Origin of the sequence: Myxococcus sp. AB025B (assembly GCF_006518215.1) — a bacterium.
GTDB lineage: Bacteria > Myxococcota > Myxococcia > Myxococcales > Myxococcaceae > Myxococcus > Myxococcus fulvus.
On record NZ_SRLW01000063.1, the window covers coordinates 21,974 to 38,608 of the forward strand.

General features: G+C 72.0%; 10 protein-coding genes. 3 read left to right on the forward strand and 7 right to left on the reverse strand.

The features are described from left to right. Positions 1-201: 201 nt before the first annotated feature. Both FL311_RS13225 and FL311_RS13230 read left to right on the forward strand, forming a co-directional pair. Positions 202-1,590, forward strand: coding sequence for an OmpA family protein (locus tag FL311_RS13225; protein ID WP_141325455.1), 1,389 nt, complete (start codon positions 202-204; stop codon positions 1,588-1,590). Continuing rightward, positions 1,587-9,506, forward strand: coding sequence for an Ig-like domain-containing protein (locus FL311_RS13230; protein ID WP_141325457.1), 7,920 nt, complete (start codon positions 1,587-1,589; stop codon positions 9,504-9,506). Before FL311_RS13225 ends, FL311_RS13230 begins: the two co-directional genes overlap by 4 nt. Before the next feature lie 230 nt (positions 9,507-9,736). Here the strand turns inward: FL311_RS13230 and FL311_RS13235 are convergent, their stop codons facing one another. The 7 genes from FL311_RS13235 to FL311_RS13265 all read right to left on the reverse strand — a co-directional run bounded on the left by FL311_RS13235 (position 9,737) and on the right by FL311_RS13265 (position 14,187). Then, positions 9,737-10,159, reverse strand: coding sequence for a hypothetical protein (locus FL311_RS13235; protein ID WP_141325459.1), 423 nt, complete (start codon positions 10,157-10,159; stop codon positions 9,737-9,739). A gap of 30 nt (positions 10,160-10,189) precedes the next feature. After that, positions 10,190-10,861 carry an STAS domain-containing protein gene (locus tag FL311_RS13240; protein WP_141325461.1) on the reverse strand — a complete coding sequence of 224 codons (672 nt, stop codon included), beginning with the start codon at positions 10,859-10,861 and terminating at the stop codon, positions 10,190-10,192. A gap of 21 nt (positions 10,862-10,882) precedes the next feature. Next, positions 10,883-11,371: an STAS domain-containing protein gene (locus tag FL311_RS13245; protein WP_046712992.1), complete on the reverse strand. Its 489-nt coding sequence runs from the start codon at positions 11,369-11,371 to the stop codon at positions 10,883-10,885. Next, a complete protein-coding gene (locus FL311_RS13250) occupies positions 11,368-11,943 on the reverse strand; it encodes a SpoIIE family protein phosphatase (protein ID WP_228556844.1) in 576 nt (191 codons plus the stop codon). The genes FL311_RS13245 and FL311_RS13250 overlap by 4 nt, the downstream gene beginning before the upstream one ends. After that, positions 11,934-12,626: an ATP-binding protein gene (locus FL311_RS13255; protein WP_368668570.1), complete on the reverse strand. Its 693-nt coding sequence runs from the start codon at positions 12,624-12,626 to the stop codon at positions 11,934-11,936. Before FL311_RS13255 ends, FL311_RS13250 begins: the two co-directional genes overlap by 10 nt. Beyond that, positions 12,620-13,078: an ATP-binding protein gene (locus tag FL311_RS13260; protein ID WP_228556845.1), complete on the reverse strand. Its 459-nt coding sequence runs from the start codon at positions 13,076-13,078 to the stop codon at positions 12,620-12,622. Before FL311_RS13260 ends, FL311_RS13255 begins: the two co-directional genes overlap by 7 nt. 272 nt (positions 13,079-13,350) lie before the next feature. Continuing rightward, positions 13,351-14,187, reverse strand: a complete 837-nt coding sequence (locus tag FL311_RS13265) for a class II glutamine amidotransferase (protein WP_141325463.1) — start codon at positions 14,185-14,187, stop codon at positions 13,351-13,353. A gap of 200 nt (positions 14,188-14,387) precedes the next feature. Between FL311_RS13265 and dnaK the strand changes: the two genes are divergently transcribed. Continuing rightward, positions 14,388-15,995, forward strand: coding sequence for a molecular chaperone DnaK (gene dnaK / locus FL311_RS13270; protein WP_046712988.1), 1,608 nt, complete (start codon positions 14,388-14,390; stop codon positions 15,993-15,995). The last annotated feature ends 640 nt before the right edge of the window (positions 15,996-16,635 follow it).

The window sequence follows — 16,635 nt, forward strand, 5'->3', positions numbered from 1 at the left end:
CGCAGCCGCGTTCCGCCGGTACGCATCGGGGACACTCCCCCGGGGTGCTCGCGACACGCCCCCTCCCGCGCGCCGCCTTGGTACGTGCCTTGCTCTCAGGCCGAGCCGGCGCGTGTCCGCGGGCTGTCTCCCGCATGAGCACCAATGTCGGTCATGCGCCATGGGACGCGGATGAGTGGGTGGTGCCTCACGTGGCAACGGATGGGGACGCTGGCGCTGCTGCTGCTGGCGCCCGGCGCGTTCGCCCAGGAGCCGGCGGCCCTGCCCGCCTTCTTGATGGAGCGACTGGAGATCAACCCAGGTCCCGGCCCCCTCGCGACGGGCGGTGGCACCGTGCTGCGCGCGGCCGAGCTCCGGGTGCTCATCCTGGGTCACTACCAGCACGAGCCCATGACACTCAACGCGAAGGGCGAGACGATGCCCATCCTGACGAGCCGCACGACGGGCGTGCTCGCGGTGGCGCTCGGCTTGAGCTCGCGGCTGCAGATCGACGCGCGAATCCCGGTGCTGACCCAGCGCGAGGGAGACGACCTGGCCTCGCAGGGGCTGCTGGGGCCCACGCGGCACGGCGTGGGCTCGCCGCGCGTGGGCGCGCGGGTGGGCCTGTTGCGCACGGAGGAGGACGACGCGGTGGACCTCGCCTCGGAGGTGAGCGTCTATCTGCCGTTCGGGACGGAGGGCGCGTTCGCGCGGGGCGCGGACACGAGCCTCCTGGCGCGCGTCATGGTGGGCGGCATGCTGGGCTCCATCCTGGCGCCCTCGTTCGAGCTGGGCGTGCTGGTGCGGCGCGGGGTCACCATCGAGGTCCCCACGTTGGAGGCGCGTGAGCTGGGCAGCGAGCTGCGCCTGGGCGCGGGCCTGATGACCACGGGGGCGCCGCTGCGCGCGGAGGTGGCGATCAACGCGGCGCTCTCCTGGAAGCAGGCGCGGGGCGCGGTGGAGGTGCTGGGCGGCGCGCGCTATGCGCCGCGCGAGGGCGTGGAGCTGTTCGCGCTCGGCGGCCTGGGCTTCGGCTCGGAGCCGGGCATCCCGCTGTTCCGCCTGGTCGCCGGCGTGGCGTTCAACTCGCTGCTGGGCGAGGACACGCGGCCCGACAGTGACACGAGCATCGTGCACGAGTCCGTGCCGCTGCCCACGCCCGCGCCGAACCGGCGCGTGTCGGACATGCAGGGCTCGATGATTCCCAATCCCGGCGAGGCCTCGCCCGTCGCGAACGTGTCCCGGGACAAGTTCGTGCTCGACGGCCGCGTGTACTTCCGCGTCGGGAGCGCGGAGCTGCCCGAGTCCTCGCCGGACCTGGAGCGCGCCGTGGAGCTGATGCTGACCAACCCGTCGGTGAAGCTGATGACGGTGGATGGACACACGGACGACTCGGCCACGGAGACCTTCAACCCACGGCTGGGTCGCGCCCGCGCGGAGGCCGTGTGGCGCTACCTGGTGGAGCGTGGTGTCTCTCCCCAGAAGCTGCGATTGCGCAGCTACGGCCCGGAGCATCCCGCACAGAGCAACGGAACCGTCGAGGGGCGCGAGAAGAACCGCCGGGTCGAGCTCCTCCTCATGCTGCCGACGAACCTGGAAGCCACGCCATGAAATCACTGAGATGGTTGCACCTTCTGACCTGCGTCGTGGCGTTGGGCGCGCACTCCGCGTTCGCCGAAGCGGATGTCTTCGGCCTGGGCGAGGCGCGTGACGAGTCCCTCACGGTCCCCGCCAACTCGAGTCAGGTCGTCAATCACTACGCGGCGGTGACGGGCCCGGTGCGCAAGGGCGACCGTCAGCTGCGCGTGGAGACGCTCGAGGGCTTCGCCGCGGGCGACCTGGTGATGGTGTTGCAGAGCGCGGCCGCGGGTCCCGTGGCCGCCCTGTCGCTGTCCACCTTCACGTACGGCCCGCGCGAGGAGAGCCCGCTGGGCCAGTGGGAGCTGGCGCGGGTGTCGCGCGCGAAGGACGGCGTGCTGCTGCTCACGCGTCCGGTGCTCAATGACTTCGCCTTCCCGGGCACGCAGGTCATCCGCGTGCCGGAGTTCCAGGCCGTCACCATCCACCCCACGGGCGAAGTGAGGGCGCGCGATTGGAATGGCTCGTCCGGCGGCGTGGTGGCCTTCCTCGTCGCGGACACGCTGCACAACAACGGCGTCATCACCGCGAGCGGCGCGGGCCCGCGGAGCGGCTCGACGAGCGGCGGCGGCGTGGTCTTCTTCCGCGCGCGCAAGCTCACGGGCGCGGGGCGCATCGAGGCCGACGCGCGGGCCTGGCCGTGGGAGCTGGAGGGGCTCACCCAGGGCGGCGCGGGCGGCAGCATCTCCGCGCGGATGGTGGAGAGCGCGGACTGTGAGGCGCTGCTGGCGAGGAGCGCGGGCAGCGTGCTGCTGCAGGCCACGAACCTCCGGGGCTGCCCGGTGTTCGTGGAGTCGGAGGTCTCGGGCGCCAAGGCCTTCGCGGCACGAGCGAGCGATGAGGGGGGCGCGACGCTTCTGGAGCACGGGCTCGTCATCCCCGCGCGTCCGGTCATCACCGCGCCGGGAGAAGGCGCCAACGTGAAGGCCCGGTCCCCGCGCGTCACGGGCACCGCGGACCCGGGCGCCACCGTGCACGTGAAGCTGGGCAACACCGACCAGCCCACCACGCCCGAGCGCGAGCTGCCCGCCTCGGTGGTCAGCGAGTCCGGCGCGTTCTCCATCGAGGTGCCCGGCCGCCTGGAGGATGGCCTGTACGCCGTCACGGCGCACACGGAGCTGGAGGGGCTCGCGAGCCCCACGAGCGACCCGGTCTACTTCTCCGTGGAGGCGCTGCTCGCCCCCGCGGCGCCCGTCATCGAGGTGCCCCTGGCGAACGCGAAGGTGGGCGTGGCCGGCACGGGCTTCTCCGGCACCGCGGAGACGGACAGCACGGTGACCGTCACGGTCGGCACGCTCGAGTGGCAGGCCCTCACGGGCGCGGATGGCCGGTGGTCGGTGCCGACGACGACGGACCTCGATGACGGCACGCACACGGCCTCCGTCACCGCCACGAACGAGGACAACGAGACGGGGCCGGCCGCGAGCGTCACCTTCACCGTCGACACGACGCCGCCGGGCGCGCCCGTCATCTCCACCCCGGTCGCGAACGCCCAGGTGGGCACCGCCGGCACGGGCTTCTCCGGCACCGCCGAGGCGGGCAGCACGGTGAGGGTCACCGTCAATGGCATCACGTGGACCACCACGACGGCCGTGGGTGGGGCCTGGTCCATCGCCGCCCAGACGACCATCGCGGAGGGCAGCCGCACCGCCTCCGTCACCGCCACCGACGCCACCGGCAACACCGGTCCGGCGGCGACGGTCACCTTCACCGTCGACCGGACGCCGCCAGGCGCGCCCGTCATCTCCACGCCGCTCGCGAACACCCAGGTGGGCACCGCGGGCACGGGCTTCTCCGGCACCGCCGAGCCGAACAGCACCGTGACGGTCACGGTCAATGGCACCTCGTGGAACACCACGACGACCGCGGGCGGCACCTGGTCGGTGCCGACGAAGACGACCATCGCGGAGGGCAGCCGCACCGCCTCCGTCACCGCCAGGGACGCGGCGGGCAACACCAGCACCGCGGCGTCCGTCAGCTTCACCGTCGACACCACGGCTCCGGACAGGCCCGTCGTCACGACGCCCGCCGCGGGCTCCACCGTGGGCACGGCCGGCACGGGCTTCTCCGGCACCGCCGAGGCGGGCAGCACCGTGACGGTCACCGTCAGCGGCGAGTCGTGGACGGCCACCACCACGGCCGGTGGCGCCTGGTCCATCCCCACGCAGACGACCCTTCCGGCGGGCAGCCAGACCGCCTCCGTCACCGCCACCGACGCCGCGGGCAACGTCAGCACCGCGAGGACGGTCACCTTCACCGTCGACAAGACGCCCCCCGCCGCGCCGGTCATCAGCGCGCCCGCCGAGGACGCCGTGGTCGGTCCGACGGGGCTGACCTTCTCGGGAACGGCCACCGCCACCCATCAGGTGCGGGTGAGCCTGGATGGAAACGTGGTCGACACCGTCACCGTGCCCGCCAACGGGCGCTGGAGCGTGCCGGCCAACAGCACGCCCGCCAACGGAAGCCACGTCGTCACCGCCATCGCCACCAACAACCTCGGCAACACCAGCGCCACCACCACCCGCAACTTCACCGTCGATGCGACGCCTCCGGCGGCGCCCGTCGTCACCACGCCCACCGCGGGTCAGGTGGTGGGCACGGCCGGCACGGGCTTCTCCGGCACCGCCGAGGCGGGCAGCACGGTGACCGTCACGGTCAACGGCACCTCGTGGACGGCCACGGCCGCGGCCAACGGCGCCTGGTCCGTTCCGACGAAGACGACCATCGCGGAGGGCAGCCGCACCGCCGCCGTCACGGCCACGGACACGTTCGGCAACGTCAGCGAGGCGACGACGGTCGCCTTCACCGTCGACCTCACGGCGCCAACGAGGCCCGTCGTCACGACGCCCGTGGAGGGCTCCACCGTGGGCATGGCCGGCACGGGCTTCTCCGGCACCGCCGAGGCGGGCAGCACGGTGACGGTCACGGTGGGCGCCCAGACGTGGACGGCCACGGCCGCCGTGGGGGGCGCCTGGTCCATCCCCGTCCAGACGGACATCCCCGCGGGGTCCCGCGTCGCGTCCGTCACCGCCACCGACGCCGCGGGCAACGTCAGCGCCGCGAGGACGGTCAACTTCACCGTCAACAAGACGCCCGCCAGCGCGCCCACCATCACCACGCCCACCACCGCGACGCCCGTGGGTCCGGTGGGGCTGACCGTCTCGGGGACGGCCACCGCCACCAACCGCGTGACGGTGAACCTGGACGGAAACCTGGTCGACACCGTCACCGCCGCGGCCAACGGGCTGTGGAGCGTGACGGTCAGCAGCACCCTCAGCGAGGGCCAGCACACCGTCACCGCCTTCTCCACCGATGGGATTGGCAACACCAGCTCCACCACCACGCGCACCTTCACCGTCGACGCGACGGCTCCCGCCGTGCCCGTCGTCACGACGCCCGCGCCGGGCACCCGCGTGGGCCGGAGCGGAATCAGCTTCTCCGGCACCGCGGAGGTGGGCAGCCAGGTGCGGGTCACCGTCGGCAGCGCGTCGTGGACGGCCACGGCCGCGGCCAACGGCGCCTGGTCCATCCCCGCGCAGACGACCATCGCGGATGGCAGCCACACCGCCTCCATCACCGCCACGGACACCGCCGGCAACGTCAGCGAGGCGACGACGGTCAACTTCATCATCGACACCACGCCTCCCGGAGTGCCCGTCGTCACGACGCCGACGGAAGGCGCCGTGGTGGGCACCGCCGGCACGGGCTTCTCCGGCACCGCGGACGCCAACAGCACCGTGACGGTCACGGTGGGCGCCCTGACGTGGACGGCCACGGCCTCCGCCGGTGGCACCTGGTCCGTCCCGGTGAAGACGAACATCCCCGACGGCGCGCAGAGCGCGTCCGTCACCGCCTCGGACAGCCTCGGCAACACCAGCGCCGCCGCGACGGTCCACTTCTTCATCAACAAGACGCCCGCCGTCGCGCCCACCATCAGCGCTCCCGCCAACAACTCCGTGGTGGGCCCGGCCGGCACCCCGTTCACGGGGACGGCCACGCTGGGCAACGAGGTGACGGTCCACCTGGACGACGTGCCGCTCGGCACCGCCACGGCCGCGGCCAACGGGCAGTGGACGGTGAGCTTCAGCGGGACCCTCACGGAGGGAACGCACAAGGTCACCGCCGTCGCCATCAACGAGCTGGGCAACAGCAGCTCCACCACCACGTCGAACTTCACCGTCGACCTGACGCCTCCTCCCGCGCCAGTCATCGAGACGCCCGCCCCGGGCGCCCGGGTGGGCACGGCCGGCACGGGCTTCTCCGGCACCGCGGTCGCGGGCACCCTCGTGAGGGTCTCCGTCGGCAGCGCCTCGTGGACGACCACCACGGCCGCCAACGGCCGCTGGTCCATCGCCGCGCAGACGAGCCTCCCGGATGGCAGCCGCACCGCCTCCGTCACCGCCACGGACCCCGCGGGCAACACCAGCACGGCCACGACGGTGACGTTCATCGTCGACACGGTGCCTCCGGCCGCGCCGACCATCGAGACGCCCGCCGCGGGCGCCCGGGTGGGTCCGGCGGGCACGGGCTTCTCCGGCACCGCCGAGCTGGGCACGCTGGTGACGGTCAACGTCGGCGCGCTCGCCTGGACGGCCACGACGGGCGCGGATGGCCGCTGGAGCGTCGCGACGACGACGGCCATCCCGGATGGCGCGCAGACCGCCTCCGTCACCGCCACCGACGAGACCGGCAACGTCAGCGGCGCCACGGAGGTCCTCTTCAACGTCGACACCCAGATGCCGGCGCTGCCCGTGGTGCTGGTCCCCGCGGAGGGTGCCCACGTGGGCCCCGCGGGCACGGGCTTCTCCGGCACCGCCGAGGCGAACAGCACGGTGAAGGTCGTCGTGGGCGCGCTCGAGTGGACGACCTCCGCGGCCGCCAACGGCACCTGGTCCATCCCGACGAAGACGGACATCCCCGAGGGCCCTCGCACCGCGTCCGTCACCGCCACCGATGCCACCGGCAACGTCAGCGACGCGCGTGAGGTCCACTTCACCATCGACAAGACGCCGCCCGGCGAGCCGGTCATCGTGACGCCCGCCGCGGGCGCCCGCGTGGGCACGGCGGGCACGGGCTTCTCCGGCACCGCCGAGGTGGGCAGCACGGTGAAGGTCGTCGTGGGCTCGCTCAACTGGAGCGTCACGACCAACTCGGATGGCGAATGGGCCATCGCGCCGGTGACGACCATCGCGGATGGAAACCGCACCGCGTCCGTCACCGCCACCGACGCGGCGGGCAACGTCAGCGCCGCCGTGACGCGCTCCTTCACCGTCGACACCACGCCGCCGGCCATCCCCGTCATCGAGACGCCCATCGGAGGCGCCCAGATTGGCGTCGCGGGCACGGGCTTCTCCGGCACCGCCGAGGCCGGCAGCACGGTGAAGGTCGTCGTGGGCGCGCTCAACTGGAGCACCACCGCGGGCCCCGACACCCGGTGGAGCATCTCCGCGCAGACGAACATCCCGGATGGCAGCCGCACCGCCTCCGTCACCGCCACCGACGCCACCGGCAACGTCAGCAGCGCCGCCCAGGTCACGTTCAACGTGGACACGACGAAGCCCGACGTGCCCGTCATCGTGACGCCCGCCAACGCGGCCCGGGTGGGTGTCGCCGGCACGGCCTTCAGCGGCACCGCGGAGCCCGCGAGCCGGGTGGACGTCGTCGTGGGCACGCTGTCGTGGACGGCGACGGCCGCCGCCGACGGGCAGTGGACGGTCCCGACGAAGACGAACATCCCGGACGGCGAGCACACCGCGGTGGTCACCGCCACCGACGCGCTCAACAACAAGAGCGACCCGGCGACGCGCATCTTCTCCGTCGACACCACGCCTCCGGCGAAGCCCATCATCACCACCCCCAGGGCCGACACCGTCGTGGGGACCGCGGGCACGATCATCGAGGGAGAGGCGGAGGCCGGAAGCACGGTGGTCGTCACCATCAACGGTGTCGCGTCCCCCGCCGTCCAGGCCGGCGCCAGCCGCATCTGGACCCTGCCCACGCAGGTCTTCACCACCAGCGGCATCTACAACCTGAGCGTCACCGCCACCGACGCCACGGGGAACAAGAGCGACGCCACCGTCGACACGTTCCGGGTGGACGTCACCCCGCCGAACCCGCCGGTCATCCTGCTGCCGAACTCCGGCATCCTGGTGGGCAGCGCGGGCGTGGACTTCTCGGGGACGGCCGAGGCGGGAAGCACCGTGGAGCTCTTCATCGAGGGCAACCTCCGCGTCAACGCGCGGGTGGTGGCGGGCTCCAATGGGACGTGGATCATGACCAGGGTCACCACCATCCCCGGGGGCGAGCACACGGTGACGGCCAAGTCGACGGATGCCGCGGGCAACATCAGCGCCGCGTCCAATGGCATCGACCTGGAGGTCGACGTCACGCCCCCCAACCGCCCCACCATCACCTATCCCGTGGATGGGACGGCCATCACCTCCGCGCGCCCCACCATCACCGGCACGGGGGACGTGGGAACCACCATCATCCTCGCCATCGACGGTGACGAGCGCGGCAGCACGCTGACCACGACGGTGGGAGAGGGCGGGACCTGGTCCTTCACCTCGCCCTCGCTGTCGCAGGGCCCCCACGACCTCACGGCAAGGGCGCGGGACGCGGCGGCGAACCTGAGCGAGCCGTCCCTCCCGGTCCGCTTCACGGTGGACTCCGGCTTCAACCCTCCGCTGGTCGTCGCGTCGCCCAAGGAGGGAGATGTCCTCACCCTGGCCAGGCCGCGCTTCATGGGGACCTCGGAGCCGAACAGCATCATCACCATCACCCTGGACGGCAAGCCGCTGCCGAGCGTCACCGCGGACGCCGCGAACAACTGGAGCTACGAGCCCCTGGAGCCCCTGGCCAACGGCGTCCACGAGTTCTCCGTGGAGGCGCGGGACGCCGCGGGCAACACGGCGCGGATGGCCGTGCGCAGGTTCACCCTGGACCTGGAGGACCCCACGCCCCCCGTGCTGCTGTCGCCAGCGCCGGGCGCGCTCCTGCGCTCGCGCCGGCCCTCGATTCGAGGCACCGCCCAGCCCCAGTGCCGGCTCACCGTCCACCTGAACGACCAACCCCAGACGCCCACCATCACCGTCAACGGCGCGGGTGAGTGGTCGTTCACGCCCACCGCCGACCTGACCGAGGGCGCGTACACCGTCACCGCGGACTGCCTGGATGCGTTCGACCGGCGCGGAGAGAAGGCCGAGGCGCGCACCTTCACGGTGGACGCCACCGCGCCGGGAGCGCCGCTCATCATCACGCCGACGGAGGGCAGCATCCTCGGCCGGAGCTTCGATACCGTCACCGGCACGGCCGAGGCGGGCACGACGCTCACCGCGGAGCTCAACGGCCTGGTGGTGGGCACCGCCATGGCCAATGATCGCGGCGAGTGGACGCTCATCGTGGACAAGGCCACGGTGCACGGCGACCAGGCCCTGCGCGTGTACTCGGTGGATGCCGCGGGCAACACGGGCACCCGCTCCGACCCGCGCCTGTTCCGGCTGGACTTCATCCCGCCGGTGACGACGTTGGACGGAGGCCCCACGGGCACCAGCACGCTCGCCAACGTCACCTTCAAGCTGGTGCCGTCGGAGGAGGTCGCCAGCTTCCGGTGCTCGGTGGACGGCAAGGACCCGGAGCCCTGCGCCGCGGAGCTCACGCTGCGCAACCTCTCGGAGGGAGACCACACGCTGGACGTCTGGGCGACGGACTTCGCGGGCAACGTGGAGGTGGCTCCCGCCCATCGCGCGTGGCACACCATCCGCCCCAGTCTGGTGGAGGGCGGCGGCGTGGGCTGCGCGTCGACGGGCGGCAGTCCCCTGGAGGTGTTCGGGTGGCTGTTGTGCGTCGCGGCGCCGGGCCTGGTGGCGATGTTCCGCCGCCGCCGCTGAGCAGGACTCCAGGCGAGGCGCTCGCCGCACGCGGTGAGCAGGGAGGCAAGGGCCGTACGCAACAGCTGCATGGGGTTCAGCTCCGGGCTGACGCTGGCGCGCCTGTCGCGCCAGGACGCGGGACAGGCGCGGCGACTTCGCGCCGCTCCCCCCTCGTTCACCAGGAGGTCGGCACCCGGGGATTTTCTTTGCATCGGGGGGTGACGATTTCTTCCGCCCCCCTGCCCCGCTCAGGAGGCGCGGGAGACCGCCTGCGTCTGGGCGCGGAGGTCCGCCACCCAGGCGCGGGCCTGGTCCTCCGTGTCCACCATGCCGAACGGCGCGCTCCGCGTCCGCCCCAGCAGCATGGCGGCGCGCCCCATCATGTTCGCCATGGTGCGCAGCGAGAAGCTGGCGCCGAAGATGACGGTGCCGGCGAAGGGCATCACCTCCGGAGTCTCGCTCAAGATGCGGCGCGCCTCGGAGGTGATGCTCGAGGTCCGCCGCGAGTCATTGATGAGGTAGAGCGTGGGGTGCGTCTCGCGCAGCTCCGCGGCCACGCCGGCCAGGTCGTGGATGAGCTTGACGTCGAACGGGCCCACGTTGACGAGCCGCACGATGTCCGGGGACTCGAGCCACACCTTGCTGTCACCGAACGTCCACATGCGAACCATGTCGTGTCTCCTCCAGGGGCCGCGAGGGCTTCAGCGGTGGGGGCCCGCGCCGCGGCCATTCAGGTGCAGCAAGCAGTCGCGCAGGCCTTCCTTGAGGCTGCCGAGCGTCTTCACCTCCCGCAGGTCCACGCCCATCTGGACCAGCGTCTGCGCGATCCCCGGGCGGATGCCCGTCACCACGCAGTAGGCGCCGAGCAGCCGCGCCGAGCCCATCATCTTGATGAAGTGGTGGGCCGTCATCGTGTCCACCACCTCCACGCCGGTGATGTCGATGATGACGCAGCGGGCCTTGCCCTGGACCACGCGGTGCAGGAGCCGCTCGGTCATCTCCATGGCGCGCTGGGTGTCCACCACGCCGACGATGGGCAGCGTGAGGACGTCGTCCCACAGCTCGATGATGGGCGTGGACAGGTCCCGGATGGCGTCGCGCTGCCGGTCGATGGTGGACAGCTTCTCCTCCAGCTCGCGGTGGCTCGCCGCCAGGCGCGTGAGCGCCTCCTCGTGCTCGCGGCGGGTGGAGGCCAGCTCGCGCACGAAGATGTTGAGCGTCTCCTCGAGCGCCGCCAGCTCGTCCTGCTCGCGGATGTCGATGGTGGTGCGCTCGGAGGAGAACTCCCCCACCGAGATGAGCGACAGCACGTCGATGATGCGGCCGATGCGCTCGGGAGCGATGGACAGCGGAGCGGACGGGGTGTGGCTCATGGCGCCTCCTTCGGACGACGGTCAGACGACGGTGCGCGGGGACGCCGGCGCCACGAGGCCGAGCATCTCGTCGGCCAGCCGCTGCGCCTCCTCCCGCTCGGACTCCTCCGTGCGCGCGCCCACCGCCCGGACGCCGAGCAGCGACAGGCCCTCCTCCAACCCCAGCGCCGTCTCCACGCCGTCCAGCTGGATGCCCATGCTCTGCAGCGTGAGCGCCACGTCCGCGCCCATGCCGCACAGCACGGTGCGCGTGCCCATCAGCCGGGCCGAGCCCGCCAGCCGCGCCAGCACCGCGCACAGGTGGCTGTCCACCAGCCACAGACCGGAGATGTCCACCACCATCCCCTTGGCGCCGGTGCGCTGGATGTCGCGCAGCACGTCCGAGCAGAGCTGCGCGGCCTGCGCGTCGGTGATGTCGCCCTGCAGGGGGACGATGAGCTGCCCCCACAGTGGGATGATGGGGATGCGCGACAGGTCACGCGAGGACGGAGGGGATTCAGGGTGGCTCATGAAGGCTCCACGTCCGCCACCAGCACGGTGGCGTCATCGGTGGCGCGGCCGAAGCGCTCCAGGAGCACCGCGCAGGCCGCGTCGGGGGACTGGTCGCGGACCTGCTCCAGGTCCAGGCGGAAGCTCAGGCCGTCAGAGAAGAGGACCAGCCGGTCCTTGGGCAACAGCGGCGTGGACACGGTGCGCAGCGTCCGGAACGACTGGCCGAGGATTCCCGGCGTGGGGAGCACCGGCACCCGCGTGCCCAGCGTGCGCAGCTCCACGTTGCCCACGCCGCCCGCGTGCAGGACGCTCCCGTCGAACAGGGCCAGCATCACCGCAGAGCCCCGGCCGTGCTTGAGCGCCACGTGTAGCGCGGACACCAGCTCCTCCACCGAGGACGTCAGCGGCATCCGCGTCAGGCACTGCGTGGCGGCCGCCGTCGCCAGGGCCGCGGCGGGCCCGTGGCCCAGCGAGTCCACCACCGCGAGCAGCGTGACGCCCGACCCGGAGCGCACCACCACGCCGTCGCCGTTCTCCACTTCGCCCGGCTTGGGCCGCGTCAGGTGGGCGACGGCGAGCCTCACAGCCACACCTCGAACTCCACCTGGGTGCCCGTGGCGCCCGTCTTCACCTCGAACCTGTCCGCCAGCCGCTTGACGCCCAGGATGCCCAGGCCCATGCCGGTCTTGCTGCGGTAGGTGCCAGACAGCACGCGCTCCAGGTCGGGGATGCCCTTGCCCTGGTCCTCGGCTCGCACGCGCAGCAGCTTGCGCGGCGCCTGCACCGGGATGAGCTGGATGGTGCCGCCGCCGGCATAGGACACCTGGTTGCGCGCCAGCTCGCTCACCGCCGTCGCGACCTTCTGGCACTCGTAGCCGCGGCCGCCCATGGCCTCGCACAGGGAGCGTGCCGCGAGCCGCGCCTGGCTGGCGTCCGCCTCCGTGCGCACCTGATACGTCGTGGGCCGCGCCTCCACCGGAGCGCTGGACATCGCCGAGGGCTCGCGCAGCCCCAGGCCGCTGGGCACGGTGGCCGTCGCCAGCAGCGCCTTGAGCCGCGCGGACAGGTCCGCCCGCCTCGACGGGTCCACGAAGTGCCGCGTGGCCGGCTCCAGCGCCTCGATGACCCGGGGCAGCTCCGCCGTGCCCAGCGTGTCCGCGCTCAGCCGCAGCGGCTCCAGCGTCCCCCTGAGCACGAGCCTCGCGGCGGTCTCCGACATGAAGTGCTGGAGCACACCGAGCAGCTGCGAACTGGTCCCACCACGACTCACCACGGCTTGCTTGCCTCCAGCTTCATGCGCTTGCGTGCGAACACTTCCAGGCCCCCGCCCTCGCGGTTGGACACGCGGACCTCGTCCGTCAGGCGCCGCACCGCCGCGCCGCCCTCGCCCAGGCTCTCTCCGGGCAGCGGCCCGGGCCGGCCCGCGCGCCCCAGGAAGAGCCGCTCCGGCTCCGCCATCCCCGGGCCCCGGTCGCGCGCGCGGATGCACAGCCAGGTGTCCTCGCGCCACAGCTCCACCGTGCCGCCCACCCGCGTGTGGCGCACCAGGTTGGTGGCCAGCTCGCTCACCACCACCGCCACCTCCGCGCTGGACGCCGCCGACAGCCCCGACTCGCGCGCGAAGCGCCGGCTCAGTGAGGCCGCCACCACCGCGTCCACGGGATGTCGGACGGTTACCGACAGGTGCGGGTCCAGCGAGGCGGAGGCAGGCAGAGGCGACGGCAAAGGGCTCGTTCCCGGAGTAAATCCCTTGGGATTACGCGGGTATGAGGCAACGAATCCCGAAGCCTTGTAAAGCGGTTCACAATCCACCCATGGATTGGGCTTCCATTCTCTGGAAGAGGTGTCTAGAATCCAGGGTTTTTGCTTTTTCGCTTCCGGGCTTCACCGGCTTGGGCCCGGAAGCGCTGGGATTCCCCCGCTCGGCCCCAGCGGCACGGGGCGCGGAGGACCCACGCGCCCCGAGGGGGACTGCGAGCGGGAGGGCGGCTCCGGGCTCAGTTGCCCTGGAGCAGGTGGACCTGCAGGTCCAGGCCCACGGCGAGCGTGGTGCCGCGAGGCAGCTCCACCCAGCTGCCGGGGCGCCGGAGGTGGCTGGCCACGACGACGGTGCGACGACGGCGGTGCGCGCCGACGGCGGGCTGGCTCTCCGGGGTGCTCGCCGTCACGCCGCAGGGCTCGCACTCCGCCCCGCCCTCGAGCCGCGAGTAGTAGAGCGGCTCCTCTCCGCAGCGGCTCGCCACGAGCAACAGCCCGTTGGTGGCCACCAGGTTGAGCGTGGAGGCGCGGGGGATGCCCAGCGCCATGGAGCGCTTGACGACCTCGCGCGCGGTGTCCGCCAGGAGGCGGCCGGCGACCTGGGGCTCCAGGCGTGGGTCATCGGTGCGGCCGACGTCGCGCAGCTGACGCAGGAAGAGCGCGAAGAGGACCTCGCTGTCGGTGCCGCCGCGCACCTGACGTTGGAGGTGCTCGGGGAGCGAGGCCATCAACGGCCCGCGCAGCTGCTCGAACCCGTTGATGGCGCCCTGATGGGCGAACAGCCACCGGCGCGAGCGGAACGGCTGGGTGTTCTCCTCGAGCGACGCGCCCAGGGGCAGCCGGCCCGCGTGGAACAGGAGCGCTTCGGACTCGGTGGGTGGGGCGAGCGACTCCAGCGAGGGCACCTCCTCCACGTCGGCGAGCCGCCGCAGCAGGACCTCGTCCTGGGCATACGCGCCCACCCCCATCGCGTTCGCTCGGGGCTCCGTCTGGACGAGCACCTGCCCGGCGAGCCGGGACAGCTCGCACCTCAACAGGTTCGGGTCGGACGTGAGGGCGGCGAGGACGACGGACATGAGGGAGAACTCCTTTGCTTCATAGATAATGACGTCCCCTCCCCCCCTCAAGCCAGCGAGCCCGTCCCCTTAACAGCCCGCTAAGTGCCTGAAATGGCTGGGGTTTACATTGAACGAACATTGACACGTCGTTGGGAGGCTCCTAACCTCCGGGCGCTTCACCGACGGCCTCGGGCTTCGAGACCTTCACCGGAGATGGAATGTCGGACGACATCGCAATCGGCATCGACCTCGGCACGTCGTACTCGTGCGTGTCGGTGGTCCAGGACGGGCAGCCCATCGTCATCCCCAACGAGTGGGGTGAGACGACGCATGCCTCCTGCGTGTCCTTCCTCGAGGACGGCTCGGTGCTGGTGGGCAACGCCGCCAAGAAGAACATCATCACCAGCCCCGAGACGACGGTGTACTCGGCGAAGCGGCTCATCGGCCGGTACTACTTCTCCGATGAGGTGAAGAAGGCCCAGGCGGTGATGCCGTACCGGATTGTGGAGGGTGAGAACAACTCGGTGCGCATCGGCGTGCGCGAGCGCGCGTACTCGCTGCCGGAGATCTCCGCGCTGGTGCTCAAGGAGATGAAGGCCGTCGCGGAGACGTACCTGGGCCGCGAGGTGACGAAGGCCGTCGTCACGGTCCCCGCGTACTTCAACGACAACCAGCGTCAGGCGACCAAGGACGCGGGCCGCATCGCGGGGCTGGAGGTGCTGCGCATCCTCAACGAGCCCACCGCGGCGGCGCTCGCGTACGGCTTCGGCCGGGACGTCAACCAGCGCGTCGTCGTCTACGACCTGGGCGGCGGCACGTTCGACGTGTCCATCCTGGAGATCGGCAAGGACGTCTTCGAGGTGCTGGCGACGGCGGGCGACACGTACCTGGGCGGCGACGACTTCGACGACCGCATCATGACGTACCTGGCGGATGACTTCCTGAACAAGACGCGGCTGGACCTGAGGCAGAACAAGTTCTGCCTGCAGATGCTCAAGGAGGCCGCGGAGAAGGCGAAGATCGACGTGGGGCAGACGGGCTCGGCGGACATCCTCTGCCAGGGCATCTGCCAGGACGCGCAGGGCAACGTGATGGACCTGCGCAACACGCTCAACCAGGACCAGTTCAACAAGATGGTGATGGACCTGGTGCAGCGCACCTTCAAGGTCTGCGACGAGGCGCTGCAGAGCGCGCGGCTGACCGCGGCGGACATCGACGCGGTCATCCTGGTGGGCGGGCCCACGCGGCTGCCCATCATCCGCAACTCGGTGAAGCACTACTTCCAGAAGGCGCCGCTGGAGGGAATCAACCCGGACCAGGTCGTGGCGATGGGGGCCGCGCTCCAGTCGCACGCGCTGCTCGACAGCAAGACGGAGACGTTCCTGGTGGACGTCACGCCGCTGACGCTGCGCATCGGCACGGTGGGTGGGTACACCGAGAAGATCATCGACAAGAACACGCCGGTCCCCATCGACCGCTCGAAGGCGTTCACCACCAGCCGTGACGGGCAGGAGAAGGTGAAGATCCGCGTGTACCAGGGGGAGTCCAACCGGGCCGACGAGTGCGAGATGCTCGGCGAGTTCGAGTTCGCGGGCTTCCGCATCGGGTATCGCGGTGAGGTGAAGATCGAGGTCACCTTCGAGATCAACACCGACGGCCTGGTGAACGTGTCCGCGTGCGACACGGAGACGGGCCAGAAGACGTCGACGACCATCACCCTGTCCTCGGGCATGTCCGAGGCGGACATCCAGAAGTCCATCCAGGCGAACCGGAGCACGCGGCTGGCTGGGCACAACAACTCCGACCTGCCCGCCGTGGCCCAGTAGACGAGCGCGATGTCCGAGCCTACCGATCCCAGCTCCGGCAAGCCGCCGGGAAGCCCGCCCGGGACACCGGCGGCTCCCTCGCGACCGGCCATTCCACGGATGACGGCGGCCTCGCCGGTACCGCCCACGCCCGCCCCCGTGGCGAAGCCTCCGGCGGCGTCGGGCGCGCCGGTGCCCCCGGGTGCGCAGCCTCCGGGCGTCGCGGCGCCGGCCGTGCCCCAGTCCCAGCGGCCCACCGTGTCCATCCCCGCCGTCACCGCGCCGGTGCCGCAGCGGATGAGCGCCACGGGGCTTCCCGCCGTGGGAGCGCCCGCGTCCACGACGCCCACGGGGGCCCGGCCCACCGTGACCGCGATGCCCGCCGTCGGAGCGCAGCCCGCGCGCCCGGCCACGCCCCCTGTCCCGGGCGTCCCTCCACCGGCGCCCCGCGTCCCGGGTGTCGCGCCCATGACACCGGCGCCCGTGGCGCCACCTCGCGCGCCGGGAGCCGGCCCTGCCTCGGGTGCCGTGCCAACGGTGGCGCCTGCTGGCGTGCCACGTGCGCCAGTCGGCACGCCGCCGACTCCCGCACCCGTCGCGGCGGTGATCCCTCCGCCTCCGCCTGTTCAGGCCGTTGCCTCGTCCCCTGGCGCCATCATTC